Origin of the sequence: Albimonas donghaensis (assembly GCF_900106695.1) — a bacterium.
Lineage (GTDB): Bacteria > Pseudomonadota > Alphaproteobacteria > Rhodobacterales > Rhodobacteraceae > Albimonas > Albimonas donghaensis.
Genome location: NZ_FNMZ01000003.1, coordinates 131,098 through 155,845, shown reverse-complemented (window position 1 = coordinate 155,845; position 24,748 = coordinate 131,098). Strand labels below are relative to the sequence as shown.

The 24,748-nt window shown below is 73.8% G+C and carries 22 protein-coding genes; 16 read left to right on the top strand and 6 right to left on the bottom strand.

Annotated features, from left to right (window positions below; genetic code table 11):
• The first annotated feature begins 92 nt into the window (after positions 1 to 92).
• Positions 93 to 413, top strand: a complete 321-nt coding sequence (locus BLV24_RS10215; RefSeq protein ID WP_092681324.1) for a 2Fe-2S iron-sulfur cluster-binding protein — start codon at positions 93 to 95, stop codon at positions 411 to 413.
• A 203-nt stretch (positions 414 to 616) separates the two neighbouring features.
• Positions 617 to 850, top strand: coding sequence for a hypothetical protein (locus tag BLV24_RS10210; protein ID WP_143040285.1), 234 nt, complete (start codon positions 617 to 619; stop codon positions 848 to 850).
• A gap of 82 nt (positions 851 to 932) precedes the next feature.
• Here BLV24_RS10210 and xseA read toward each other — a convergent pair whose 3' ends face one another.
• The gene (gene xseA, locus BLV24_RS10205; protein WP_092681320.1) at positions 933 to 2,495 is read right to left on the bottom strand and encodes an exodeoxyribonuclease VII large subunit; all 1,563 of its coding nucleotides are present in this window, start codon (positions 2,493 to 2,495) and stop codon (positions 933 to 935) included.
• A gap of 102 nt (positions 2,496 to 2,597) precedes the next feature.
• Between xseA and BLV24_RS10200 the strand changes: the two genes are divergently transcribed.
• Complete coding sequence (locus tag BLV24_RS10200) at positions 2,598 to 3,644, top strand: hypothetical protein (protein WP_143040284.1); 1,047 nt, start codon at positions 2,598 to 2,600, stop codon at positions 3,642 to 3,644.
• Positions 3,645 to 3,794: 150 nt separating this feature from the next.
• A complete protein-coding gene (locus BLV24_RS10195) occupies positions 3,795 to 4,328 on the top strand; it encodes a hypothetical protein (protein WP_092681316.1) in 534 nt (177 codons plus the stop codon).
• Between the two features lie 86 nt (positions 4,329 to 4,414).
• Here BLV24_RS10195 and BLV24_RS10190 read toward each other — a convergent pair whose 3' ends face one another.
• Positions 4,415 to 4,807, bottom strand: coding sequence for a hypothetical protein (locus BLV24_RS10190; RefSeq protein ID WP_092681314.1), 393 nt, complete (start codon positions 4,805 to 4,807; stop codon positions 4,415 to 4,417).
• 175 nt (positions 4,808 to 4,982) lie between these two features.
• Here BLV24_RS10190 and BLV24_RS10185 point away from each other — a divergent pair, with 175 nt between their 5' ends.
• From BLV24_RS10185 to BLV24_RS10170, 4 genes are all read left to right on the top strand, one after another.
• The gene (locus BLV24_RS10185; RefSeq protein WP_092681312.1) at positions 4,983 to 6,194 is read left to right on the top strand and encodes a hypothetical protein; all 1,212 of its coding nucleotides are present in this window, start codon (positions 4,983 to 4,985) and stop codon (positions 6,192 to 6,194) included.
• Positions 6,195 to 6,331: 137 nt separating this feature from the next.
• Positions 6,332 to 7,354: an aspartate-semialdehyde dehydrogenase gene (locus BLV24_RS10180; protein WP_092681310.1), complete on the top strand. Its 1,023-nt coding sequence runs from the start codon at positions 6,332 to 6,334 to the stop codon at positions 7,352 to 7,354.
• A 362-nt stretch (positions 7,355 to 7,716) separates the two neighbouring features.
• Entirely contained in the window at positions 7,717 to 9,252 is a 1,536-nt protein-coding gene (locus tag BLV24_RS10175; protein ID WP_092681308.1) for a hypothetical protein, read from the top strand.
• A 134-nt stretch (positions 9,253 to 9,386) separates the two neighbouring features.
• Positions 9,387 to 10,364: a hypothetical protein gene (locus tag BLV24_RS10170; protein ID WP_092681306.1), complete on the top strand. Its 978-nt coding sequence runs from the start codon at positions 9,387 to 9,389 to the stop codon at positions 10,362 to 10,364.
• A gap of 93 nt (positions 10,365 to 10,457) precedes the next feature.
• Here BLV24_RS10170 and BLV24_RS10165 read toward each other — a convergent pair whose 3' ends face one another.
• Complete coding sequence (locus BLV24_RS10165) at positions 10,458 to 10,856, bottom strand: hypothetical protein (protein ID WP_092681304.1); 399 nt, start codon at positions 10,854 to 10,856, stop codon at positions 10,458 to 10,460.
• 330 nt (positions 10,857 to 11,186) lie between these two features.
• On the opposite strand from BLV24_RS10165, the gene efp reads away from it, so the two are divergent.
• The 7 genes from efp (at position 11,187) to BLV24_RS10130 (ending at position 18,626) form a co-directional block, all read left to right on the top strand.
• Positions 11,187 to 11,747 carry an elongation factor P gene (gene efp / locus BLV24_RS10160; RefSeq protein ID WP_092681302.1) on the top strand — a complete coding sequence of 187 codons (561 nt, stop codon included), beginning with the start codon at positions 11,187 to 11,189 and terminating at the stop codon, positions 11,745 to 11,747.
• A 145-nt stretch (positions 11,748 to 11,892) separates the two neighbouring features.
• On the top strand, positions 11,893 to 12,690 hold the full coding sequence (locus BLV24_RS10155) for an inositol monophosphatase family protein (protein WP_092681300.1): 798 nt from the start codon (positions 11,893 to 11,895) through the stop codon (positions 12,688 to 12,690).
• A gap of 205 nt (positions 12,691 to 12,895) precedes the next feature.
• The gene (locus tag BLV24_RS10150; RefSeq protein ID WP_092681298.1) at positions 12,896 to 14,110 is read left to right on the top strand and encodes a hypothetical protein; all 1,215 of its coding nucleotides are present in this window, start codon (positions 12,896 to 12,898) and stop codon (positions 14,108 to 14,110) included.
• A gap of 3 nt (positions 14,111 to 14,113) precedes the next feature.
• A complete protein-coding gene (locus tag BLV24_RS10145) occupies positions 14,114 to 15,892 on the top strand; it encodes a peptidoglycan -binding protein (protein ID WP_092681296.1) in 1,779 nt (592 codons plus the stop codon).
• A gap of 214 nt (positions 15,893 to 16,106) precedes the next feature.
• A complete protein-coding gene (locus tag BLV24_RS10140) occupies positions 16,107 to 17,393 on the top strand; it encodes an aminotransferase class V-fold PLP-dependent enzyme (RefSeq protein WP_092681294.1) in 1,287 nt (428 codons plus the stop codon).
• A gap of 3 nt (positions 17,394 to 17,396) precedes the next feature.
• Entirely contained in the window at positions 17,397 to 17,984 is a 588-nt protein-coding gene (gene rsmD / locus BLV24_RS10135) for a 16S rRNA (guanine(966)-N(2))-methyltransferase RsmD (RefSeq protein WP_092681292.1), read from the top strand.
• A 153-nt stretch (positions 17,985 to 18,137) separates the two neighbouring features.
• Positions 18,138 to 18,626, top strand: a complete 489-nt coding sequence (locus BLV24_RS10130; RefSeq protein WP_092681290.1) for a peroxiredoxin — start codon at positions 18,138 to 18,140, stop codon at positions 18,624 to 18,626.
• 617 nt (positions 18,627 to 19,243) lie between these two features.
• On the opposite strand, the gene BLV24_RS10125 is transcribed toward BLV24_RS10130, so the two are convergent.
• Together BLV24_RS10125 and BLV24_RS10120 are read right to left on the bottom strand one after the other, a co-directional pair.
• Complete coding sequence (locus BLV24_RS10125) at positions 19,244 to 20,746, bottom strand: calcium-binding protein (protein ID WP_092681288.1); 1,503 nt, start codon at positions 20,744 to 20,746, stop codon at positions 19,244 to 19,246.
• A 135-nt stretch (positions 20,747 to 20,881) separates the two neighbouring features.
• Positions 20,882 to 21,703: an alpha/beta fold hydrolase gene (locus BLV24_RS10120; protein WP_092681286.1), complete on the bottom strand. Its 822-nt coding sequence runs from the start codon at positions 21,701 to 21,703 to the stop codon at positions 20,882 to 20,884.
• Positions 21,704 to 22,047: 344 nt separating this feature from the next.
• On the opposite strand from BLV24_RS10120, the gene BLV24_RS10115 reads away from it, so the two are divergent.
• Positions 22,048 to 23,064 (top strand): ribose-phosphate pyrophosphokinase, encoded by a 1,017-nt coding sequence (locus BLV24_RS10115; protein WP_092681284.1) that lies wholly within the window; start codon positions 22,048 to 22,050, stop codon positions 23,062 to 23,064.
• 82 nt (positions 23,065 to 23,146) lie between these two features.
• On the opposite strand, the gene BLV24_RS10110 is transcribed toward BLV24_RS10115, so the two are convergent.
• The gene (locus BLV24_RS10110) at positions 23,147 to 24,382 is read right to left on the bottom strand and encodes an MFS transporter (protein WP_176954704.1); all 1,236 of its coding nucleotides are present in this window, start codon (positions 24,380 to 24,382) and stop codon (positions 23,147 to 23,149) included.
• Between the last annotated feature and the right edge of the window lie 366 nt (positions 24,383 to 24,748).

Below are 24,748 nucleotides of genomic sequence, written 5' to 3'. Positions count from 1 at the left end.
CGAAATCCGCTCAGGCGACCTATCACGGCCAGCGAGCCAGTGGACGAACACCCAAGGCAATACCCAGGACCCAGGCGCCGGAGGCTGCGAGCATGGTCAAGATCACCTATGTCGAGTTCGGCGGGACCGAGCATGTCGTGGACGTGGAAGAGGGCCTGACCGTGATGGAAGGCGCCCGGGACAACGGGATCCCGGGCATCGAGGCCGATTGCGGCGGCGCCTGCGCCTGTTCCACCTGCCATGTCTATGTGGACCCCGCATGGTTCGACAAACTGCCGGAGCGCGAGGCGATGGAGGAGGACATGCTCGACTTCGCCTTCGAGCCGAAGGAGACCTCCCGCCTGACCTGCCAGCTCAAGGTGACGCCGGAGCTGGAAGGCCTGCGCGTGCAGATGCCCGAGAAGCAGGTCTGATCCGGAGCGGCGTTCTCGGGGCCGCGGCGGCGCTTCTGGCGCTCGTCGCCGGCGCCGCGGGGGCCGAACCCCTGACCGGCGAACCCCTGACCGGCGAACCCCTGACCGGCGAGGCCTTCGGCCGGGAGGTCGAGGGCTGGACCCTGGACTTCGGCCAGGGCGGCGCGCCGGCGGGGCGCGAGCAGTATTTCAAGGACGGCGCGGTGTTGTGGGAGAGCGCGGAGGGCGCGTGCCTCCGCGGTCGCTGGCTGCCGGTCGAGGACCTGATCTGCTTCGCCTATGAGGATTTCCCCGAGGACCTGCGCTGCTGGTCCGTGTCGCTGGAGGAGGGCGGCGTGACCGCCCGCCTGCCGGGCGCGGACCCGCGCGACGCGCTGCGCGAGATCGGCCGCAGCCAGGAGCCGTTGACCTGCCCGGGGCCGTCGCTCGGGGTTTGAGCGGGGCGCCCGGCGGGGCGAGGGCGGGGGCGGCGGGTTCGCACCCGCCCTACGGCGTCGCGCCCGCCCTGCGAGGCCTCGGTCAGCCGAAGAGATCGCCCTGGTCGGGCTTTTTCGGCGGGGTCTTGGGTTTGCGGGGTTTGGGCGCGGGGTCGGGCGCCGGCGCCGTTTCGGGCGTTGCGGGCGGCGCGTCGGGGGCGCCGTCGATCACCGCGTTGCGGCGGGTGTCGGCGAACTCGATCTCCACCATCGCGCCGGCGGACAGGGCGCCGCCCTGCGTGGCCACGGCCCCGTCATGCCGGACCACCGCGAAACCGCGGGCCAGCACGTTCTGATAGGAAAAGCTCTCCAGCAACCGCCCGGCGCGGTCGAGCCGCTGACGCTCGGCCGTCATCGCCTGGGCGCCGGCGCGGTCGAGCCGGGCGGAGAGGCCGGCGAGGGTCTCGCGGCCGCGCCGGGTCTCGGCCCGCAGGCCGCCGGGGCGCAGGCGCAGCCGGTCCAGGTCGGCGCGGCGACGCGCGATCAGGCGGGTCAGCAGGTCGGCGGAGAAGCGCCCGGCCTTGCGGTCGAACCCGGCCCGCTTGACCGTGGCGAAGCCGGACAGCGCGCGGGGCAGACGCTCGGCCAGCGCGTCGAGCCGCTGGGCGCGGTCGGAGAGAAGCCCCTCGGGCCGCGGCAACAGGCGGGAGAGGTCGCGCAGGCGCCGGGTCCGGTCGTCGAGCATCCGGGCGACGGCGCGGCGGCGGCGTTCCTCGAACCCGGCCAGCACGGCGCGCAGCTCGGCGCGGACCGGCACGGCCAGCTCGGCGGCGGCGGTGGGCGTCGGCGCGCGGCGGTCGGAGGCGTGGTCGATCAGGGTCGTGTCGGTCTCATGCCCCACGGCGGAGATCAGCGGGATGCGGCTGTCGGCGGCGGCGCGGACCACGATTTCCTCGTTGAAGCCCCAAAGGTCCTCCACCGAGCCGCCGCCGCGGGCGACGATCAGCACGTCGGGGCGCGGCACGGGGCCGTCGGGGGAAAGCGCGTTGAAGCCGCGGATGGCGGCGGCGACCTCGGCGGCGCATTTCTCGCCCTGCACGGCGACGGGCCAGACCACCACATGCACCGGGAAACGGTCGGCGACCCGGTGGAGGATGTCGCGGATCACGGCGCCCGACGGCGAGGTGACGACGCCGATCACGCGGGGCAGGTAGGGCAGGGGGCGCTTGCGCTCGGGCGCGAACAGGCCCTCGGCCTCCAAGGTCTTTTTGAGGCGCTCCAGCTTGGCGAGCAGGGCGCCCATGCCGGCCAGCGCCATGTCCTCGACGATGAGCTGATAGCGGGACTGGCCGGGGAAGGTGGTGAGGCGGCCGGTGGCCACGACCTCGTCGCCCTCCGTCGGCTGGACCGAGAGGCGGCCGGCCTGGCCCTTCCACACGATGGCCGCGAGCACGGCGCGATCGTCCTTCAGGTCCAGATAGATATGGCCCGAGCGGGGGCGCGAGACGCGGCCGACCTCGCCGCGCACGCGGACCCGGCCGAAACCGTCCTCGATAGCCTTCTTCACCGCCCCCGACAGGTCGGAGACGGAGAGCTCCGGCAGGTTGCCGGGGCCGGAGGGGCCTTCGGGGCGCTGGGGCGGGGGATCGTCGAATAGGGCGGCCATGGGGAGATTTCTAGACGGATCGGACGGGGGGCGGAAGGGGCGGGATTTGGCGGATCGGGGGGGCGGCCTAGGTGATGGCGCGAGGTTAGAGGAGGATCAGCGATGACCCGACCCGTTCGAACCAACCGATTTGCGCGACCCGTCCGGCCGATCCTGGCCGGTTCCGCGGTGGCGATGATGGCGGCGCTGGGCGCCCAGGCGGCCAATGCGCCGCTGGCCCCCGCCGCGCCGGAGACGCCCGCCGCCCCCGCCGCCCCGCTCACCGTGGGCGCGCCGCCGCTGGCGCGCGCCGTCGACCCCGCCCAGACCCCCGCCCAGACCCCCGCCCAGATCCCCGCCGACACCCCCGCCGCGGCCCCGATCACGCTGGATGCGGCGCCCGAGGCGCGGCCCATCGTGCTGGCGGCGTCGGACACCGCATCGGCGGCGCCCGCGGCCGCGGGGTCGATCCAGGCGGAGGCCGACCGCGCCGCCGCCGCCGCGCGCCGGGCCGCGGAGGCGTCCCGCGACGCCGCCCGCGCCGCCGCCGAGGCGGAGGAGGCCGCCAACGAGGCCGCCGAAGCCGCCGCCGCCGTGCGCGACGCGGTGGACGCGGGCCAGGCGGCCGCCCCCGTCGCGGCCCCGACCCCCGCGCCGGCCCCTGCCGCGGCCCCCGCCGCAGCGCCGGCCGAAGACCCCAACGATCTGGCCGTGGTGGCGCGCTACGCCGCCGCGCCGGGCTTCAAGCTGGGCGAGGCCGAGCTCGACCGCTGGACCGAACGCCCGGTCTCCGCCGGGGGGAGCAAGGGCGCGGTCGCCCAGGTCAACGCCCGCGGCGAGGGCCGTTTCGCGGTGGTCTGCATGGAGGGCGACCGCGGCGCGCTCGCCTATCGCGCGCCGCTGAAGATGCGCGAGGCGCTGCTGGCCTCGGGCGACACGCTGACCGTCGACTTCATCTTCGACGGCAGCCAGGTGATCTCCCGCACGATGGCGTGGAACGAGGAGGGGCGCTACTGGACCGGCCCGTTCGGACCTGAGAGCGCGCTCGCCGACCGCATGAAGAAGGCGCTGGCGGTGACCATCGACGTGAAGGGGTTCGACGGCGTGGCCTCGGAGTTCTCGCTCGACAACTCGTGGCGCTCGATCGAGGCGATGTTCAACGACTGTTGAACGGCGCTGTCGCATAATGGCGCAGTGCGGCGCGGACTCGAATTAACCGGGTCCGCGCCCGAGTTTCGCCGTGATCCGGCGTATTGCTGACAGTCTGGATTTTCAGCCGCCGCCGCCTTCCGCGTCGCGCCGCCTACGGGAGAACCCGCCTTGAACGCCCTCGCCCTATCGCTTGTTGCGCGTCGCGGCCGCCGGACCGGGGCGCTGATCGCGGCGCTGGCCGTCGGACTGGGGCTGGGCCCCGCGCTGGCGCCCGCGCCGGCCGGGGCCGCGGCGCCGGACCTGCCGCCCGCCATGGCGCAGGGCTGGTCGGTGCATCGCTACATGGGCGGCGGGCTGGCGCAGGTGCGGGCGCGGGACGGCGGCTGGTTCGCGGTGCGCTGCCAGGGTGGCGCGCGCAACGGCGAAATCGCCTACAGCCGGCCCGGCCGGGATGGCGGTGAGGACGGCCGCCTGCGGGTCGAGTTCAGCTTTGACGACGGCCGCGCGCAGGTGAGCCAGGATCTAGGCTGGGACAATGTGGAGCGTCACTGGTCGGCGCGCCTCTCTCCCGCCGAGCCGATGGCCGGCTGGATGCGCGACTCCGGCGTGATGCGGGTGACGGCGGAGGATCGGCCGGGCTCGGACTTCACCCTGCGGGGCGCGTCCGAGGCGCTGAGCCGGATGTACGAGATCTGCGGCTGACCGGGCCGCGGCCCGATCCGACCTGACCGCGCCGTCCGGGGGAGCCCCCGGGCGGCGCGTTCGCGTTCGGGGCGCCCGTTCCGGGGTCAGTCCGCGGGCAGGGCCAGGTCGAACGCCGTCTCCGCCCAGCCGTCGAGGCTGTCGCGGGCGCGCAGGCGCACGGCCTCGGTTCCCTCCGGCACGACGACGCCGCCGAGGCTGCGGGTGAAGGGCTGTTCGTCCACATGGGGGTGGAGCAGTTCCCGCACGCCCAGCGTCTCGCCCTCCGGGCTCTCGACCCGCCAGGCGTCGGCGTAGTGGTCCCAGCCGGTGTCGGGATGCGCGACGGTGGCGGAGAATCGCCAGGTCCCGCCGCCCTCCGGCCGGGCCTCGGCCCCCACCACCTTCGCCTCCGCCGCCGCCGCGGGCGGGGCGGGCAGCGCGACCAGGAGCGCGGCGAGGGCTGCGGGGAGGGCGAGGGCGGTCAGGGCGGGACGCATGGCGGGGCTCCGGGGGCTGCGGCGTGGGGGGCTGGGGCGTGCGGGGGGAGGCGGGGGGCAGTCTGGCACGGGCCGCGTCGGGCGGGGCCTCACGTCTTCGGGGGCGTTGCGGGGAGGGGCGGGCGCGTCCATGCTGGCGCTGCGTAAAGCGTGATCCCGGACCGCGGAGCCTGCCATGCCCATCGACGACGAAACGCTGGAGCTGCTGGAACGCCGCCTGGCCGAGAAGGTCGAGGCGCGGGTGCGCGGGCGGCTGTTCAAGCTCTATGGCGGGATCGGGTCGGGGATCCTCGCGGGGCTGGGGCTGCTGGGTTACGACCTCTACGGCGACTTCAAGGAAGAGGTGAACCGCACTGCGAAAGGCTACGCGCAGGATGCGGTGCGGGGCTCGGTCTCCGACGCGGAGGCCGCCGCGCGCGAGGCCCGCGCCGCCGCCGAGGCCGCCGAGGTGCAGGCCCGCGACGCCGGCGCCAGGCTCGCCGCCATGGACGAGTGGCGGCACCTGGGCGCGGCGAAGCTGCAGGGCGCGCTGGAGACGGTGGGGGCGCTGACCGCCTCCGTCGACGGCTCGAAGGCGGAGCTGGAGTCCCGGCTGGCCGACATGCGCGCCCGGGTGGAGGAGGCCGAGGGGCGGATCGAGAACGCCAAGGCGAGGGGGGAGAGCTATTACCTCAACGCCCAGTACGAGCAGGTGATCCTGGACCTGTCGGCGGAGGTCGAGCGCATGGACCGGGAGCTGGACGAGCTGCACGCGATGTCGCTGGCGATGGCGGGGGACATGCCGCCGGTGGCGATGGGCGCGCCCGCGCCGCCCCGGGCCGAGCCGGAGGAGGCGCCTACCATTTCCAACCCGGTCGCGCCCCATCCCGACGACCCGGATGCGGCGGCGCCCGACGTCGCCGACCGATATGAGGAGAAACCCGACGTCCTGGACCCGGAGCCCGATCCCGAGCCCGATCCCGAGCCGGTCGCGCTCGCGCCGCTCCCCGATCCGCCGGACGTTGCGGACATCCTCCATCCGCCCCGCCAGACCGCGGCGATCACCGACAAGGCCCAGCAGCTCGCCGCGCCGAGCCCGGTCACCATCTTCGTGCAATATGACGGCGTGCCCCGCGCCATGGCCGAGCGCCTGAACCGCGCGCTCTCGGCCGAGGGCTATGCGGCGCCGGGGGTCGAGCGGCTGGACAGCGCCGCGGGCAAGCGGGAGCTGCGCTTCTTCTACGAGGACGACCGCCCCGCGGCCGAGTTCGCCGCCCGCGCCGCCGACGACGCGCTGGCGGCGCTGGGCTTCGCCACCGGGGTGGAGGCGCGGCTGCTCGACCATATCCGGGTCAAGCCGCGGCCCGGGGTGTTCGAGCTGTGGGTGGAGCCGGTTCCGGCGCGCTGATCAGGCGCGCTGATCGGGCGCCTGACGCCGCGCGGGGCGGGCATTTCGCCCGGATCGAGGGGCGCCGCCTTTCCTTTCGCCCCGCGCCGCGCTACATGCCGCCCACTGCAACAGACAGCCGAAAAGGGCTTTATCCGATGGGCTACCGAGTCGCCGTCGTCGGCGCCACGGGCAATGTGGGCCGTGAAATGCTGAACATCCTCGCCGAGCGGGAATTCCCCGTCGACGAGATCGTCGCTCTCGCCTCCCGGCGTTCGCTGGGATCCGAATGCGCATTCGGCGACAAGACTCTCAAGACCAAGGATCTGGACACTTTCGACTTCACCGGCTGGGACATGGCGCTGTTCGCCATCGGCTCGGACGCGACCAAGATCTACGCGCCCAAGGCGGCCGCGGCGGGCTGCGTGGTGATCGATAACTCGTCGCTCTACCGCTACGACGCCGAGGTGCCGCTGATCGTTCCGGAAGTGAACCCGGAGGCCATCGACGGCTACGCGAAGAAGAACATCATCGCCAACCCCAACTGCTCGACCGCGCAGATGGTGGTGGCGCTGAAGCCCCTGCATGACCGCGCGACGATCAAGCGGGTGGTGGTCTCGACCTACCAGTCCGTCTCCGGCGGCGGCAAGGAGGCGATGGACGAGCTGTGGAACCAGACCAAGGGCATGTATGTGCCGGGTCAGGAAGTGGCGCCCAGCAAGTTCACCAAGCAGATCGCCTTCAACGTCATTCCTCACATCGACGTCTTCATGGAAGACGGCTCGACCAAGGAGGAATGGAAGATGGTCGCCGAGACCAAGAAGATCGTCGACCCCAAGATCAAGGTCACCGCGACCTGCGTGCGGGTGCCGGTGTTCGTGGGCCACTCGGAGTCGATCAACATCGAGACCGAGGACTTCCTCGACGAGGACGAGGCCCGTGAGATCCTGCGCGGCGCGCCGGGGATCATGGTCGTCGACAAGCGCGAGGACGGCGGCTACGTCACCCCGACCGAATGCGTGGGCGAATACGCGACCTACATCTCGCGCATCCGCCAGGACGGGACCATCGAGAACGGCCTGAACTTCTGGTGCGTCTCGGACAACCTGCGCAAGGGCGCGGCGCTGAACGCGGTGCAGATCGCGGAGCTGCTGGGCCGCCGGGTTCTGAAGAAGGGCTGAGGCGCGGGCCGGGTCGGGGGTCGCCCGACCTGACGCGCCGATGCGGGAATCGAACGCCGCGGCCCTTCGGGCCGCGGCGTTTTTCGTGATCGCCTCCGGCTGGCGAAGCGGGGCTTCGCGGGGCGGAAAGACGCCGGCCGGACGGGGCGAGACGGGGTGCGGCGGGCGGCCGCAGGGCGCGGATGACGCTGCGTCTCGAATTAGGGCGAACTTGCGGCAGCCGGGCGACGCGGCCATGTCGGTGAGTGGGGGGCGACCTCGAACTTCGAGATCGAGACGCCATGCGACTTCGACATTTTCCGGTCGGGCGGGTCTTCGGGCCCGCTCTCGGACCTGTTTTCGGCCCCGTTTTCGGGGTCGGGATGATCTGCGCCGCGGGGATCGCCGCGGCGGGAGCGCCTGCGCGCGCGCCGGAGCCTCCGGCGCGGCCGGCGGCGCTGGCGGCGACGCTGGGACCCGCGCCCTCGCCCGCGGCGGCCGCGCGCCCCGATCTGCCCGACGCCGCCCTGCGCCCGCCGGCGCTGCGGCCGGACCGCGCCGGCCCCTTCGCCGGTCTGGCGGCGCTGCGCCGCGACCCGCCCGCCTTCTCCTCCCGCTTCGCCGCCCGGGCCGATCCGGTGAAGCCCCGCCCGGTCGCCGAGCCCGGCGCGGCGCCGGCCGAGACCTCGGGCACGCTGGCCCGCAGCGCGCCGCGCATGGACGCGGCGCCGGGGGCGGAGGCGGCCGCGACGCTCTCGGGCCTGCGCGACGCCCCCATCGGCTCGGCCATCGGCGCGCCCCTGGCCGGCGCCTGGCAGGCGGGGATCGAGGCGCTGGGCGCGCGCCGCTACGCCGACGCGGCCGAACGCTTCCGCGCCCTGGCCGAACGCCGCCCCGACCTGGCCCGCCCGCGGCTGGCGCTGGCCCGGGCGCTGTCCATGCAGGGCGATTGCGTGGGCGCCCGCGCGGCGATGGCGGCGGGCGCGGCGAACGCCGCCCGGCTGGCCCCGCGGCTGGCGGCGCAGGTGGAGGGCGACGTGGCCCGCCAATGCGCCGAAGGTCATGACTGGACCGCGGCGCTCGCCCTGCGCTTCGGCCTGCCGGAGCGCGACGTGCGCCTGCCCGGCGAGCTGCCGGAGCTGGGCTTCGGCCCGGCGCGGGTGGCGATGGCGCCGGCCGAGACCGCCTGGGCCGATATCGGGCTGGCGATGACCGAGTCGGTCCGGCCGAGCGCGGGGCTGCGGCTCGACCTCACCGGGCGCGGCGCGCTGCTCTACGCGGGCCGGTCGCCGGCCCGGGCGCTGGCCGAAGCGGCGCTGGTGGCGGCGGCCGACAATCCCCGCGGCGCCGCGCATCGCGCGGGGGCGGAGGCGGCGCTGGACCTGGGGCCGGAGGCGCAGGCGGCGCGCGGGCGGCTCTGGGCGCGGTGGGAGCCCGCGGACCTGCGGCTGGGCTGGGCGGAGGTGTCGACCGGGTTGGAGGCCTCGCAGGCGCGGGCCGCCGAAACCGCCGCACGGATGGAGCTGCGCGCCGCCGCCGGCCATGGGCTGGGCCGTGTCGCGGGCGCGGATTACGAGATGCAGGCCGAGCTGGGCCACGCCGTCGCCGCGGCCGGAGGCGGGGCGCGGCAGGCCTGGGCCGGGCTGGCCCTGCGGCGCGAGGGACGGGCGGAGATGGAGCACGGCGCCGACCTCGCCCTGCGCGGAGAGCTTTTCGCCACGCTCGACGCGGCGCGCGAGCCGGGAACCGGCTGGCGGCCGGCCGCCGTGCGGGCCGGGGCGCGGCTGGCGGGCGTGGGCCCGGACGCGGGCGCGCCGTCCTGGGGCGGGGTCGCGGCGGCGCTGGAGCTGGCGGTGATCCGCGAACTGGGCGCGACCGACGGCGCGGCGGTGGAACTGGCGCTGACCCAGGGCTTCTGAGCGCCCCGATTCCGGGCGCTCCGCCCCCCCGCTTGACCCCCAGGTGAGGGGTGCGCGCAACGGTTCCGCGCGCGATGACACGGACCCCGGGCCAAACGTTGCGAGGCGGCCACGGCGGGACTAACGCTCAGGCGATGAGGCGCATCCTGATTCACCTGCTGGCTTACTGCGTGCCGCTGCTGGGCGGGACGGCGGCGGCCGATTGCGTGGAGGTCGGGCGCGGCGCCGGAGAGATCCTCGCCGGCATGACCCAGGTCGAGCTGAACCCCGCCGAGCATGAGCTGGTCTCCGAACGCTTCGCCCCCGATTTCGCCGAAGCCGCGCGGCTGGGCATCGCCGCCGACGCCTTGTTCCGTTTCGCCCGCTGCGACCTGAACGCCGCGGCGCCGGCCGAGCTGGTCGCGGTCGGCCGCTCTCCGGCGCATTGCGCGGGGGCGGCGGCCTTCGGGGATCGCGGCCGGGCGCCGGTCTGCGGGATCTGGGTCTTCGCCGAGACCTCGGAGGGCTGGGTGCAGGTGCTGGAGACGGCGGGGGCGGCGCGGGTCTCCGGCTCGACCACCAGCGGCTGGCGCGACCTGGTGGTGGAGCGGGGGAACGCCCCCTTCGTGATGAAATTCGGCGGCGCGGTCTACCAGGAGGACCTGGGCGACGCGGACCCGCGGGCCGACGCGCTGGACGATTACGGCGGCTATGGCGTGGGGCCGGGCGGGATCGCCTGGTATGCGTTCGACGACCCGATGCCCGAGCAGGTGGAGCGCGCTTTCCTGTGGTTCTACGGGGCCGAGATCCGGGCCGGGGAGGGCCGCATCGGCGTGCTGCCGGACGCCTTCCGGGTGGGGGTGGCGGAGCTGGACGGCGCGGCGCCCGAGGAGGCCGTGATCCAGGGCGTGTCGCCGGATTTCTGCGGGCCGGAGGGCTGCGAGAACTGGGTGCTCAGCGGGCTGGACGGCGATCCGAAGGTGATCGGCCGGCTGCTGGGCTTCGACCTTCAGGCGGCGAGCAGCGGCGGGGCCGGGGGGCGCGACCTGATCGCCGCGACCCAGGCCGGGTTGCAGGTCTGGCGCAATGACGGCGACGGCTACGCGCTGCCCGAGGGCCTGCCGGCGCGCTGAGCGCCGCCGCCTTCCGATGTTTCATGTCGCGAGCAAGCCCGGCCCCGGCCCGGCCCCGGCCCGGCCTGACCCCGCCCGGCCCCGCCGGCGCTGTCAGCGCGCGGCGGCGTCGAAGGGCAGGGGGGCGCCGTCAAGCTCCAGCCGCGACAGACGCCAGCATTCGGCCCGGTCGAGGCCGGTTTCGCAGATCGGGCTGGCTTCCAGATAGACCGCGGCGGGCCAGCCGGCGGATGGCCCTGACGCAAGCCGGGCGCGGGCGCGCAGTCGCCAGGACGTGTCGGCGCGGGCGTCGGCGGGCGCCCGGTCGGCGACCAGCGGCGCGATCAGCGGCCCGCCGGCGGCGGTCGCGGTCAGCGCGGATTCAGCCAGCGCGGCGAGCCCGATACGGGCTTCGTCCGGCGACGGGGCGGGAAACAAGGGAGGCGGCGCCGCCTGGGCCCAGACCGTGGCGAGCCCTACGAGCGGCAGCAGCAAGGTCGCGGAAAGGCGCATATGCGTCCCCGGTTGACTGACCCGACCCCTCGACCCGTCGCCGAGATTACGCCCGCCGCGCGGCGAGGTCAAATGAGTCGCGACGATTTGTTAAAAATTAACAGTAATTTAACCGGGGTTAACGAAACCTTCGCGCCCGGCGTTCCGCGCCTCCCGCCCCGCGTCCGGAGCCCCCGGCTTGCCAGCCCGGCGGCGCCCGGCTATATCGGCCCGAAACGCGCGACGCCCCACCGGCGCGCGCCTTGCGGCTTGGGCGCGTGATGCGCCTTGACCCACGCGCAGCCCGCGCCGATCCGCTCGGCGCCTTCTCGGACGAGCTTCGACCACGCCATGAAGATCAACGGCAACGAAATCCGCCCCGGCAACATCATCGAGCATGACGGCGGCCTGTGGGTGGCGGTCAAGACCGCCCATGTGAAGCCCGGCAAGGGCGGCGCCTTCGCCCAGGTCGAGCTGAAGAACCTGCGCAACGGCTCCAAGCTGAACGAGCGTTTCCGGTCGGCCGACAAGGTCGAGCGGGTGCGGCTCGACCAGAAGGACCAGCAGTTCCTGTTCGAGACCGACGGCCTTCTGACCTTCATGGACAGCGAGACCTTCGAGCAGACCGCGCTGCCGGCCGACCTGCTGGGCGACCGCCGCCCGTTCCTGCAGGACGGCATGACCGTGGTGATCGAGTATCACGAGGAAGAGGCGCTCTCGATGCAGCTCCCCGAGAAGGTGATCTGCACGATCGAGGACACCGAGCCGGTGGTGAAGGGCCAGACCGCGGCGAATTCCTTCAAGCCGGCGGTGCTCGACAACGGCGTGCGCATCACCGTGCCCCCCTTCGTCGGGACCGGCGAGCAGGTGGTGGTGAACACCGAGACCTTCGAATACGTCGAGCGGGCCTGACCGGCCCCGGCGCCGCCCGGACCCCGGGTCGGCCGCCGCGCAAGACGTCCGAGCCCCTATCCGCCGCCGCGCGACCCCGCGCGGCGGCGCGCCCTTTCGTCCGGGCGCCCGCGCATCCGGCCGGGCGCGACAGGAGAGACAGACCATGTCCGCTTCGGGTTCCGCCAATCTCAACATCATGATCAAGGCCGCGCGCCGCGCCGCGCGCTCCCTGATCCGCGACTTCGGCGAGGTCGAGAACCTGCAGGTCTCGCGCAAGGGCGCCGCCGACTTCGTGTCGCGCGCCGACATCAAGGCCGAGGAGATCCTGCAGAAGGACCTGATGGAGGCCCGCCCCGCCTATGGCTGGCTCGGCGAGGAATCCGGCAAGGAGATCAAGGGCAAGGACCAGACCCGGCGCTGGATCGTCGATCCGCTGGACGGCACCACCAACTTCCTGCACGGCATGCCGCACTGGGCGATTTCGGTGGCGCTGGAATACAAGGGCGAGATCGTCGCCGGCGTGGTGCTGGACCCGGTGAAGGACGAGATGTTCGTGGCCGAGAAGGGCGCGGGCGCCTGGCTCAACGATCGCCGGCTGCGGGTCTCCGCCCGCCGCGACATGACCGAGATGGTGTTCGCCACCGGCATCCCCTTCGCCGGCACGCCGGGCCTGCCCGACATGCTGACCGACCTGTCGCGGGTCATGCCGCGCTGCGCCGGCGTGCGCCGCTTCGGCGCCGCGGCGCTGGACCTGGCCTGGGTCGCCGCGGGCCGCTTCGACGGCTACTGGGAGCGCGGGCTGAAGCCCTGGGACATGGCCGCGGGCCTGCTGATGGTGCGCGAGGCCGGCGGCTTCGTGGACAGCCTGTCGATCCCCGACGCGCGCCCGATCGACACCGGCGACGTGATCGCGACCAATTCCGAGGTGTTCGAGAAGTTCTGCGGCCTGATCCGGGGGTGATCCTTCCCCGGCGAGGGAGAAGCGCGGCGGCGCGGGGCGGCGGGTTGAAACCCGCCCTACGGGCCGCGGCGCCCCGGGATCATACCCCGCGATCGCCCCTCGAATGACGGGGAGGCCGCGACTTGCGGCGTCCCCGCGCTTCCCCGCGCGGCCGGCCTCTGCTAGGGGATGAACCGACAGGGCAAGGGGGAGCCGCAGGCCGCGCATGAGCATCGTCCAGGACCGACGGATCGAATTCTCGCAGCCCATCAGGCAGATCGTGCTGATGGTCATCGTGCTGGGGCTGACCGCGGCGGGGGTTTCCTTCCTCTACGGCCCGATCTCGGCGGTGTTCAACGCCAACCCCTATCTCAACGGATTCATCGGCGGCGTCTTCGTGATCGGCGTGCTGGCCTGCTTCTGGCAGGTCATGGCCCTGATCGCCGCGGTGTCCTGGCTCGAAGGCTTCGCCATCGACCGGCCGGGGCATGAATTCGTCAATCCGCCGCGGCTGCTGACCTCGCTCGCCTCCATGCTGCGCGACAAGCGGGCGCGCGCGGCGCTGACCGCGACGTCGACGCGCTCGATCCTCGACACGGCCGCCCAGCGGCTGGACGAACAGCGCGACATCACCCGCTACATCATCAACCTGCTGATCCTGGTCGGCCTGCTCGGCACCTTCTGGGGGCTGTCCAACGTGGTCCCCGGCATCGTCGAGACCATGCGCAATCTCGGCGCGCAGGACGGCGACGACGCGCTGGCGGTGTTCGAACGGCTGATGGGCGGGCTGAACGCCCAGCTCGACGGCATGGGCACGGCCTTCGCCTCGTCCCTTCTGGGGCTCGCCGGGTCGCTGGTGGTCGGGCTGCTGGACCTGTTCGCCGGCCACGGCCAGAACCGGTTCTACCGGGAGCTGGAGGAGTGGCTGAGCTCGATCACCCGCCTGTCGCGCGGCGGCGAGGACGGCGAGGCCTCGGCCACCGCCATCGCCGCCGAGCTGATCGAGCGCAACGCCGAGCAGATGGAGGCGCTGGTCTCCGCCCTGCGCGACGCCGAGGACCGCCAGCGCGTCGCCGACGCGCGGATGGAGACGCTCGCCGCCGGCCTGTCGGGCCTGGTGCGGGTGATGGAGGAGGACCGCGAGACCCGGCTGGCCGAGACCCGCCAGGCCGCGTCCGTCCCCGCCGCGCCGCCGCTGGACCCGGCGGAGACCTACGCCAAGCTGGACCGTATCGCGACGGCGCAGGAGCGCGCGGCGCATATGCTGGAGAAGGCCCAGGACCGCGAGGAAAGCGACGAGGGGCGTCAGCGCCTGCGCTCCATCGACCTGCAGATCACCCGCCTGCTGGAGGAGGTCTCGGCCGGCCGTCAGGAGGCCACGGCGGAGCTGCGCATGGACATCGCCCGCCTGACCCGCGCGATCACGGGCGAACGGTCCTGATCCATGGCCCTGTCGCGGAGATCCCAGCGCTACGAGGGCAATGTCTGGCCCGGCTTCGTGGACGCGATGACCGCGCTGCTGCTGGTGCTGATCTTCGTGCTGTCGATCTTCATGATCGTGCAGTTCGTGCTGCGCGACCTGGTGACCGGCAAGGACGCGGAGCTGGACAACCTGACGATGCAGCTGGCCGAAATCGCGCAGGTGCTGTCGACCGAACGCAGCCGCGGCGATGCGCTGGAGGGGGAGGTCGGGGACCTGACCGCCAGCCTGGAGGGCGAGCGGGCCGAGGTCGGGCGCCTGTCGTCGCTGGCCGAGAGCCTGGCGAACGAGCGTGACGCGGCGCAGGCCCGCAACGCGGAGTTCGAGGCGCGGGTGGCGGCGCTGCTGGCGGACGTGTCCTCGGCGCGCGAACGCATCGGGGTGCTGACCGCGGCCCGCGACGAACAGGCCGAGCGCGCGGAGGGGGCCGAGCAGGCGCTGACCGAGGCGCGCGCCTCGATCTCCGAGCTTGAGGCGGCGCAGACCCGCGCGATCTCCGACGCCGAGCAGATGCGGCTGGCCCTGGCCCGCCTGCGCGACGAGGTGTCGGAGGGCGAGGAGGCCGCCCGGCTCGCCGCCGCCCAGCGCGAGGCGTTGCAGGCCATGGTCGCGGACCTGAAGGCCGAGGCCGAGGCCGAGCGGCAGGCGCTGGAAGCCGCCCGCGACGCCGCGCGAACCGAGGTCATGGAACTGCGCGTGACGGCGGAGGAGAAGGACAGGGTTCTCGCCGCCCTGCAGGAGGAATTGTCGGAGGAGGAGCAGGCCCGCGCCGCGCAGGCCGCCGCCGCCGACGCCCTGCGCGCCCGGCTGGAAGGCTCGGAGACCGAGCTGACCGCCATGCAGCTGGCGCTGGAGGAGCAGCGGAAGAAGGCGGAGGAGACGCTGACCCTGCTCGCCGCCGCCGAATCCGCCAAGGCGGAGCTGGAAGGCGAGGTGACGGCGACCGAAGACCAGCTCGCCGAAGCCCGCGCGCGGATGACGGAGCGCGAAGCCATGCTGGCCTCGGCCGAACGGCGGCTGGCGCAGGAGAAGACCGTCTCGGCCGACGAGGCCCGGCGGGTGGCCCTGCTGAACGCCCAGGCGGAGGCGCTGCGTCGCCAGCTGGGCGGGTTGCAGGAGCTGCTGAACGCCGAGGAAAGCAAGAACGAGGAGATGCAGGTCCAGCTCTCCAACCTCGGTTCGCAGTTGAATTCGGCGCTGGCCCGCGAGTTGCAGCTGAAACAGCGGGAGGCCGAGCGCAACGCCGAGGAAGTGGCGCGGCTGGAGGCGGAGAAGAAGTCGCTGGAGGCGCGCCGCTCGGAGTTCTTCGGCCGCATCCGCGAGGCGATCGAGGGGCGCGAGGGCGTGAAGGTGGTCGGCGACCGCTTCGTGTTCCAGTCCGAGGTGCTGTTCGACCCCGGCTCCGCCGATCTGGGCCAGGACGGGCAGGCGGCGCTGAGCGAGTTCGCGGAGATCTTCCGGTCCTTCCGCGACGCGCTGCCGGACGAACTGCCCTGGGTGCTGCGGGTGGACGGGCATACCGACGACGTGCCGCTGTCGGGCGGGGGACGCTATCGCGACAACTGGGAGCTGAGCCAGGCCCGCGCGCTGTCGGTGGTCCGTTACCTGTCGCAGGAGCAGAGCTTTCCGCCCGAGCGGCTGGCGGCCAACGGCTTCGGCGAATATCAGCCGGTCGATCCCGGCGACAGCCCCGAAGCCCGCGCCCGCAACCGCCGCATCGAGCTGAAGCTGACCGAACGCTGACCCGAACGCTGGCCCGAACGCTGACCGAATGCTGGCCCGAACGCTGACCGGAGCGCGCCCCGGCGGCCGCCGCGTTTCGTGCGCCGAACCGCGGCGCAGCGAGGATCGGCGTATGCGTCGGGCCGTCAGGCGGTTGCTGGTCGCGCCATATGGCAAGAGGCGGGAAGGTGATATACTCCCCTTATGAACCGCTCATGATGATGGAACGCGCCTGATGCCCGACAGTCGACTGGATGTGGTGGACCTGCCCGAGGGGTTCGACCTCGATTTCGTCCGGTCCCGCTTTCCGGCGTTCCAGGAGCCGTCGCTGGCCGGCTGGGCGCATTTCGAGAATGCCGGCGGGTCCTATCCCTGCATTCATGCCGTCGATCGGCTGGCGGAGTTCTACCGCACCGCCAAGGTCCAGCCCCACGCCCCCTACCCGGCGGCGCAGGAGGCCGGGCGGATGATGGACGAGGGCGCGGAGGCGCTGGCCCCCTGGCTGGGCGTGCCGGCGCGCGCGCTGCATATCGGTCCCTCGACCACCCAGAACGTCTATGTGCTGGCCCGCGCGGCGCTGCCGCTGTTCGGCCCCGGCGACGCGCTGGTGGTGACCAACCAGGATCACGAGGCCAACACGGGCGCCTGGCGCCGGCTGGCCGACGAGGGGGTGGAGATCCGCGAATGGCGGGTGGACGGGGACGGCGCGCTCGACCCCGCGGCGCTGGAGACGCTGATGGCCGACGGCCGCGTGCGGCTGGTGGCCTTCCCGCATTGCTCCAACATCGTGGCGGAGATCAACCCGGTGCAGGAGATCTGCCCGATGATCCGCGAGGCCGGGGCGATCAGCGTGGTCGACGGCGTCGCCTACGCCCCCCATGCGCTGCCCGACATCGGCAAGAAGGGCGCGGACGTCTACCTGTTCTCGACCTACAAGACCTTCGGTCCGCATCTGGGCGTCATGGCGATGGACGAGTCGCTGGCCATGCGCTTCGAGAATCAGGGCCACTATTTCAACGGCGACGACCCTCGCAAGCGGCTGACGCCGGCCGGGCCGGACCATGCCCAGGTGGCGGCGCTGGCCGGCATCGCGGACTACATGGCGGAGCTGGACGTCCGTCATTACGAGGGCGCGGAGGACGACTGCGTGCTGCGCCGCGGCCGGATGCAGGCGCTGCTGCGATCGCGGGAGCGGGCCCTGGCGGCGCCGCTGCTGGACTACCTCTCGGGCCATGCGCAATTGCGGCTGCTGGGGCCGTCGGAGCCGACGCGGCGGGCGCCCACCGTCTCGGTGGTCGTGCCGGGGATGACCGGGGCCGAGGCGGCGGCGGAGATGGCCAGGCACGGGCTGATGTGCGGGGGCGGGGATTTCTACGCCCGCCGCCTGATCGAGGCGCTGGGCGTGGACCCGGATTCGGGCGTGCTGCGCATGTCCTTCCTGCACTACACCGCGGAGGAGGAGATCGAGCGCCTGATCGAGGGGCTGGAAAGCCTCTGCCGCGCGCGCTCGGGTCGGGCCTGACGCATGCGTATCGTCGGAGGCAAGCACCGGGGCGCCAGGCTGGCGACGCCGGAGGACGCGGGGATCGGGGACGACGGCGGCGAGGCGCGGCTGCGGCCGACCAGCGACCGGGTGCGGGAATCGCTGTTCAACCTGCTGGCGCATGGCGGTTACGCCGAGCCCTCGGCGCCGATCGGGATGCGGGCGCTGGACCTGTTCGCCGGGGTCGGCGCGCTGGGGCTGGAGGCGCTGTCGCGCGGCGCGGTCCGGGTGCAGTTCGTCGATGACCTTCCCGCCGCGCGCGCCCTGATCCGGCGCAACGTGGAGACGCTGAACGTCATCGGCCAGTGCAAGATCTTCCGCCGCGACGCGACCCGGCTGGGGGTGTGCCGGGGCGAGCCCTACGATCTGGTGTTCCTCGACCCGCCCTATGGGCGCGGATTGGGGGAGGCGGCGCTGGACGCGGCGCTGTCGGGCGGCTGGTGCGCGCCCGGGGCCCTGGCGGTGTGGGAGGAGGACGCGGCGGCCCCCGTGGCCCTGCCCGTCGGCGCGACCCTGCTGGACGAGCGCCGCTACGGCGGCACGACGATCCGGATCCTGCGGCTGCCCTGAGGGGGCGCGTCGGCCCGGGGGGGGCGGCGCGAGTTTCGCAGCAAGTTTCGGGGCGCGTCGAGGCGCGGGGGTTGGGCCGGGGGCGGCGGCGCGCTACATGGGCGGGGACCTCCCGTTCCGAGGAGGCGCGCTCCCCGACTGGAGGACAGCCTTATGACCATTTCCGTGGGCGACACCCTGCCCGACGCCACCTTCGTCGCCATCGGCCCCAACGGGCCGGAGCCGAAGACCACCGCCGACGTGTTCGCCGGCCGCAAGGTGGCGCTGTTCGCGGTGCCGGGGGCGTTCACGCCCACCTGCTCGCTGAACCACCTGCCCAGCTTCGTGGACAACGCCGCGGCGCTGACCGAGAAGGGCGTGGACGCGATCGTGTGCGTGTCGGTGAACGATCCCTTCGTGATGAAGGCCTGGGGCGAGAGCTCGGGCGCCATCGCGGCGGGGCTTCAGATGATGGCGGACCCGCAGGCCGAGTTCACCAAGGCGCTGGGGCTGGACTTCACCGCGCCGCCGGCGGGGCTGATCTCGCGGTCCAAGCGTTACTCGATGGTGGTCGAGGACAAGGTGGTGAAGGTGTTCAATCTCGAGGAGACGCCCGGCAAGGCCGAGGTGTCCTCGGGCACGGCGATGCTCGACCAGCTCTGAGATTTTCGGGCGGACGGATCGGACGGCGGCGCGGGGGCGACCCTGCGCCGCCGTTCGGCGTTTTGGGGCCGAGGTCGGGCGCCGCGTCGCGGGCGCGCGGGTGGCGAGGGGGCGCCCGCGGCGCGCGGAGAGGGGGGCGCGGGCGGGACCGTTTCCAGGGGGCGGGCGGGGGACGTCGCGGCGGGGCTGCTCGCCGGGTGAGCCGCGGCGTGGGGCGATCCGGGTCAGGTCTCGCAGGACAGGACGCGCGCGCCATGGGCCGTGGCGGTTGATGTAGCGGCGTTCTGCGACCCCCGGTGGAGGGGGGCGGGCGGGATGCTCGGTCCGGCGGGTCGGCGTCCTGCGGATCGGCCGGACGACGCGGCCGGCACAGGTCTCATCCGCAAACAATCTGAGCGCGACGATGGGGCGCCGGGGACGCGTTGGCGACCGGGGGCATCCGGACGTCCGGATGCCCGGGGGGGGCTTCGTGGCCTCTCAGCCCGCGGCCCCGGTTCCGCGCGCCGCGGGCGTGAGCTTGCAACCGGCGCGCGGGTGGACGCGGCGCCTGCGGGACGGCCAGGCCAGGCGCCTCGGCGGGGGAAGCGGCCAGGCGCGGCGAGGCCGGATGCGGGCGCTCAGCCGCGGGCGTCGAGGGGCGGCGGGGGCGGAGGCGCGAGGGGGAGGGCGTCGTCCAGGCCCTCGGGGCCCACCAGCCGCAGGGCGCCGGCCTGACCTGCCCCGAAGATCGCCAGCCGCTCGCCGCCCGAGAGGGTCAGGAGGGCGTCGCCCGCCTCGGTCCACTCGACGGAGACGCGCGCCGCCGGCTCGTCCACGTGGACCTCCAGCGCCGCTCCGGCGGAGATCCGCACCCGGTCCATGCCGTCGCCCCGGCCGAAGACCAGCCCGGCGGCGTCCACGTTCAGCAGGATCACGTCGTTCCCGGCCCCGCCGCTCACCCGCTCCACCGTGCCGGCGGCGACCGAGATCACGTCATCCCCCGACCCGCCCGACGCGTGCCGCACGGTGGCGGCGACCAGCGTCAGCGCGTCGTCCCCGGCGCCGCCCGAGGCGGTGAGGTCCGCCGCGCGGACGGAGATCGCGTCGCCCCCCGCCCCGCCCGAGACCCGCGCCCGGTCCGCGACCACCGCGATGGCGTCCGCGCCGGTCCCGCCGTCCACGGAGGCGCGGCGGGCCGCGACCGTGATGGCGTCCGCTCCGGCCCCGCCCGACACGTCCGCGACGTCCCCGGCGGCGATGGCCAGCGCGTCGTCGCCCGCGCCCCCCGCCACGAAGCCCGAGCCGGCCACGTTCAGCGATACCGAATCGTTCCCCGCGCCTGCGTCCAGCGAAGGCATCGCGTCCAGGGAGCCGGAGAAGGCGTCGTTCCCGTCGCCCAGGCGCACCGCGCCCAGCGACAGCCCGTAGACCTGCACCACGTCGTCGCCGCCGCCCGCGTCGATGTCGGCGCGGGCGCCGCGATCCCCGAACCGGGCGTCGGACATCACCGCGATTTCGATATTGGTGATCGTGTCGGCCTGGTCGCCGCCGGTCAGCCGCTCGGATATTTCGGAGAGGGGCGGGCCGTCGCGTCGCTCCGAATAGGCGGCGTCATAGGCGTATTCGAGGGTCGAGGCGCCGGTCTCGACCCGGAAGCTTTCGGACATGACGAGGGTGACGAGGCCGCCGAGGGCGTTGAGGCTCGCCTCCATCTTTTGCGAGATCCTGGCGGTCTCTCCGTCCAACAGCGCCGAGACTTCGGCCGCGTAGCTGACGGACAGGCGCCCCGAACGGGGGAACCGCCCCTCCGCCGCCGAGAGGGCGAGGCGGGGGCGCAGTCCGGCGAGGTTCTTCATGCGGGCCAGCGCCCGGGACATGCCGCGGATGCGCTGGTTGAGCGCGGCGCGGTCGCCGGGCGACAGGCCGCGGGTGCGGTCATGGTCGCCCTGCCGGGGCGGGTCGCCGCGGCGGGGGGGCAGGGCCTCCGCTCCCGGATCGGCGAAGCCGGGGCCCCGCGCGTCGTCCGGGCCGCCGGTCGCGGTCCCGCGCCCGGCGGAGATCAGGGCGGCGAGCGCCCGCCCGTCCCGGCTGCGCGCCGCGAGCGTGTCGGCGCCGCGCGCCGCGATCGCGAGGTTGAGCATCGGTCGCCCTCCGCCTTCCGTCCGCAGGAGAGCGCAGAGGCTGGACCCGCAAGGTTAGCGAAAGGTGAAACTCGCAATTGGAGGGAAACCGCGCGCGCGCCCGCCCCGCAAAGCTCAGGGCTCAGGGCTCAGGGCTCAGGCGACCGCGGCGGCGTCGGCCTCCGCCGCGGCGAAGAAGGCCTGCAACTCGGCCAGCACGTCCTGCCAGTGGGTCACGGGGCTCATGTGACCGGCGCCGGGAATGTCGCGCCGCCGGGCGCCGGGCAGCACGCCCTTGATGGCGTCGAGCACCCGCAGCGCGTCGGGCTGGCTCTCCGCCCCGCCCAGAAGGAACACCGGCATCGGCAGGCGGGCGAAGTCGGGCAGCTCGATCTGCCCCTGCGGCCGCGCCACCACCCAGGCGTTGTCGAGCCGAAGCTCCCGGTAGCAGCGCATGAAATAGGCGCGGCGCTCGGCCGTCATCTCCTTCACCCGGCCCGGCGCGCCCCAGGCCCCGATGAACTCGTCCAGCGCCTCGCCCAACGCCTCGTCGGAGATGTCGGGGTCGTAGACCGGCGGCTCCTCGCCCGGCTTGTGGAGCAGGTGGAACAGCACCGGCTCGATCATGGTCAGGGAGGCGGCGAGCTCGGGGCGCTTCCAGGCCGCCCGGCTCTGCGCCGCGCCGCCGAGGCTGAGGCCGACGAGATGCGCGGGCCGCCCGAAGCTTTCGGCCATCATGGCCAGCATCTCGGCGGCGAAAAGCTGGAGCGACTCGCCCGCGGGCGGCAGGTCGGAGCGGCCATGGGCGGGCATGTCGGGGGCGATCACGGGCCGGTCGACGGACAGCGCCTCGGCGATCGGTTTCCACAGGCCGCTATGGGCCAGCGAGCAATGGGCGAGCAGCACCGGGGTTCCGGGCTTGTCCTCGCCATAGCTGCGGTATTGCACGCGCGCGCCGCGCAGCATGGCCTCGGGCATCGGGGTCTCCTCTCCGTTTCGCGTCGCGGCCCTTGGCGGGTCGTCGTTGGGCCTGCGGGCCGGGGGCTCGTCAGGCGGGCTTATGATCGGGGGGCGGAGCCCGGAAGGCAAGGGAGCGCGGAGGCGGGGCGCGCGGAGGCGGGGCGCGGGTAGAACCGGGCGCGCGGGGGGGAATCGTGACGGATGCGCGACGCCCGGACGGAGGCGCGCCCCGCGCGGCGGAGCGCGCCCTAGCCAGCCTGCGCCCCCGGTGCTACGGGGACCGAAAGGCCGCGCCGGGCGCGGCGGCAGGGCGGAGCGCGCGGCGGCGGGCTCCCGCCGCGGATCTCGTTGCGGAGGGGCGCATGAAGGCCGACATCAACCTCAAGCTCATCGCCGGCAATTCCAACATGGACCTGGCCCGCGCGATCTCGCGCCGGATGAGCGTCTATCGCGGGATGCCGGTGGATCTGGCCAACGCCAGGGTCGAACGGTTCAACGACAAGGAGATCTTCGTCGAGATCTACGACAACGTCCGCGGCGAAGACGTCTTCATCATCCAGTCGACCTGCAACCCGGCCAACGACAACCTGATGGAGCTGCTGATCATCGCCGATGCGCTGCGGCGGTCCTCGGCGGCGCGGGTGACGGCGGTGATCCCCTATTTCGGCTATGCGCGGCAGGATCGTCGGACCTCGGCCCGCACGCCGATCTCGGCCAAGCTGGTCGCCAACCTGATGGCCCAGGCGGGCATCAACCGGGTGCTGACGCTCGACCTGCATGCCGGCCAGATCCAGGGGTTCTTCGACATCCCGGTGGACAACCTCTACGCCTCGCCGGTGTTCGCCATGGATATCCAGCACAATTTTGAGGATCTCTCGAAGGTCACGATCATCTCGCCCGACGTGGGCGGCGTGGCCCGCGCGCGGGAGATCGCCAAGCGGCTGAACCTCGCGCTCGCCATCGTCGACAAGCGGCGGTCGCGGCCGGGCGAGGTCGACGAGATGACCATCATCGGCGAGGTCGAGGGCCGGACCTGCATCATCGTCGACGACATCTGCGACACCGCGGGGACGTTGTGCAAGGCGGCGCAGCTGCTCAAGGACAACGGCGCGGAGGCGGTGCACGCCTATATCTCGCACGGGGTTCTGTCGGGGCCGGCGGTGGAGCGGGTGAAAAGCTCGGTGATGGAGAGCCTGGTGATCACCGACTCGATCCCCCTGTCGGACGAGGCCAAGGCGGCGAAGAACATCCGCACCGTCTCGGTCGCGCCGATGCTGGCGCAGGCGATCCTGAACGTGGCCAACGACACCTCGGTGTCGTCGCTGTTCTCCGAGGACACGCTGCGGCCGATCTACGAGGCGTTCTACCGCTTCGACTGAGGCGCGCGCCCGCCGTTTCGCGGCCGTCCCCGGGGAGCCCCGGGGGCGGCCGTTTTCGTTTCGGGGGAGGGCGGGCGCCGGGTCAGGCGCGCAGGCGGCGGCGGGCGGCCAGCAGCGGGATGACCGCGGCGAAGGTCAGGACCAGCGCCAGCACGAAGGGCGCGCCGGGGGCGCGGATCGGGGCGGCGGGGCCGGCGAAGGCCTCGAAGATCGCGGTGAAGAGCGGGGGCGACAGCGCGGCGGTCAGCGCCTGGAGGCTGGCCAGCACGCCCTGGAGGCGGCCCTGGGCGTCGGCCTCGACCCGATGGCTCATCATCGCCGCGATGGCCGGGTTGGCCAGCGCCGAGAGCGCGATCAGCGGGATCGCCACCAGCACCCATGCCTCCGGCGGCGTGACGGCGTAGATGGCCAGCGACAGCGCGCAGAAAGCGAGCCCGGCGAAGGCCACCCGCATCTCTCCGAACCGGGCCACCGCGGGGCCCATCAGCACCCCCTGCGACAGCGCGAGGCACAGGCCCACGAAGCCCAGCGACAGGCCGATGGCGGCGGGCGTCCAGGCGAAGACCTCGATGGCGTAGAAGCTCCAGATCGAGGGGTAGACGCCGAAGGCCAGCTCCAGCAGCGCGAGGCAGGCGAGGAAGGGCGCCATGCCGGGCAGGCGGGCGGCGCCGCGCAGGGCGGTGAACGGATCGGCGCGCCGCCAGTCGAAGCGGCGGCGCAGCTCGGGCGCGAGGGATTCGGGCAGGGCGAGCGCGGCGCCGAGGGACATGGCGGCGCACAGGCCGGCGGCGGCGAGGAACGGGGCGCGGGGCCCGAACTCTCCCAGCAGGCCGCCCAGCATGGGGCCGAGCACGAAGCCCGCGCCGAAGCCGGCGCCGATCAGGCCGAAGGCGCGGGCGCGCTGGTCCGCCGGGGTGATGTCGGCCAGGTAGGCCGCGGCGGCGCCGTAGGTGGCCCCGGCCATGCCCGAGAGCGCGCGGGCCACGATCAGCAGCCAGATCGAGCCGGCGAGGGCGGCGATCATGTAGTCGAAGGACAGGGCGGCGAGGGCGGCGATCAGCACCGGCCGGCGTCCGAAACGGTCCGAGAGGTCGCCGACCAGCGGGCCGCAGAGGAAGGCGGCGGCGGCGTAGGCGAAGGCCATCCACCCGCCCCAGGGCGCGGCCTCGGCCGGGCCGAGCCCGGCGATCTCGGCCAGCAGGTCGGGGGCGACGGGCATGATCAGGCCGATGCCCATGGCGTCCACCACCACCACGGCGACCGCGAAGCCGGCCCGGGCGCGGCGGGCGCGGCGGGCGGGGACGGCGGGTTCGGTCATGGGAGGGCTCCGGGGCGGGCGGGGAGACGGAAGCGGGGGACCGGCGGGGAGGCGTGGGACGAAAGCCCTGACCCGGACCCGAGGCGATGGCGCGGCGACATTAGGCCCGCGGCGTGGCCGGGCAATCTTCCCGAGGCGCGGCGCGCGCGTCGGACGGCGGCGCGTGGGCGGCCGGCAACAGTCGCGGCCTTGCGCAAGGACTGGGCGGGGGGCGGGCGGGGGGGCGAGGCCCGGGGGCATCGAGCCCCCGTCCCCCGCCGTCGGCTGCGCCGCCGCGCCCGGTTCGACCGGCGGCGCGAGGGCCTTGGGGGCAGGGCCGGAGGCCGCGGGGGGAGCGCGGGATACGCGCGGACGGGACCGTGTCCG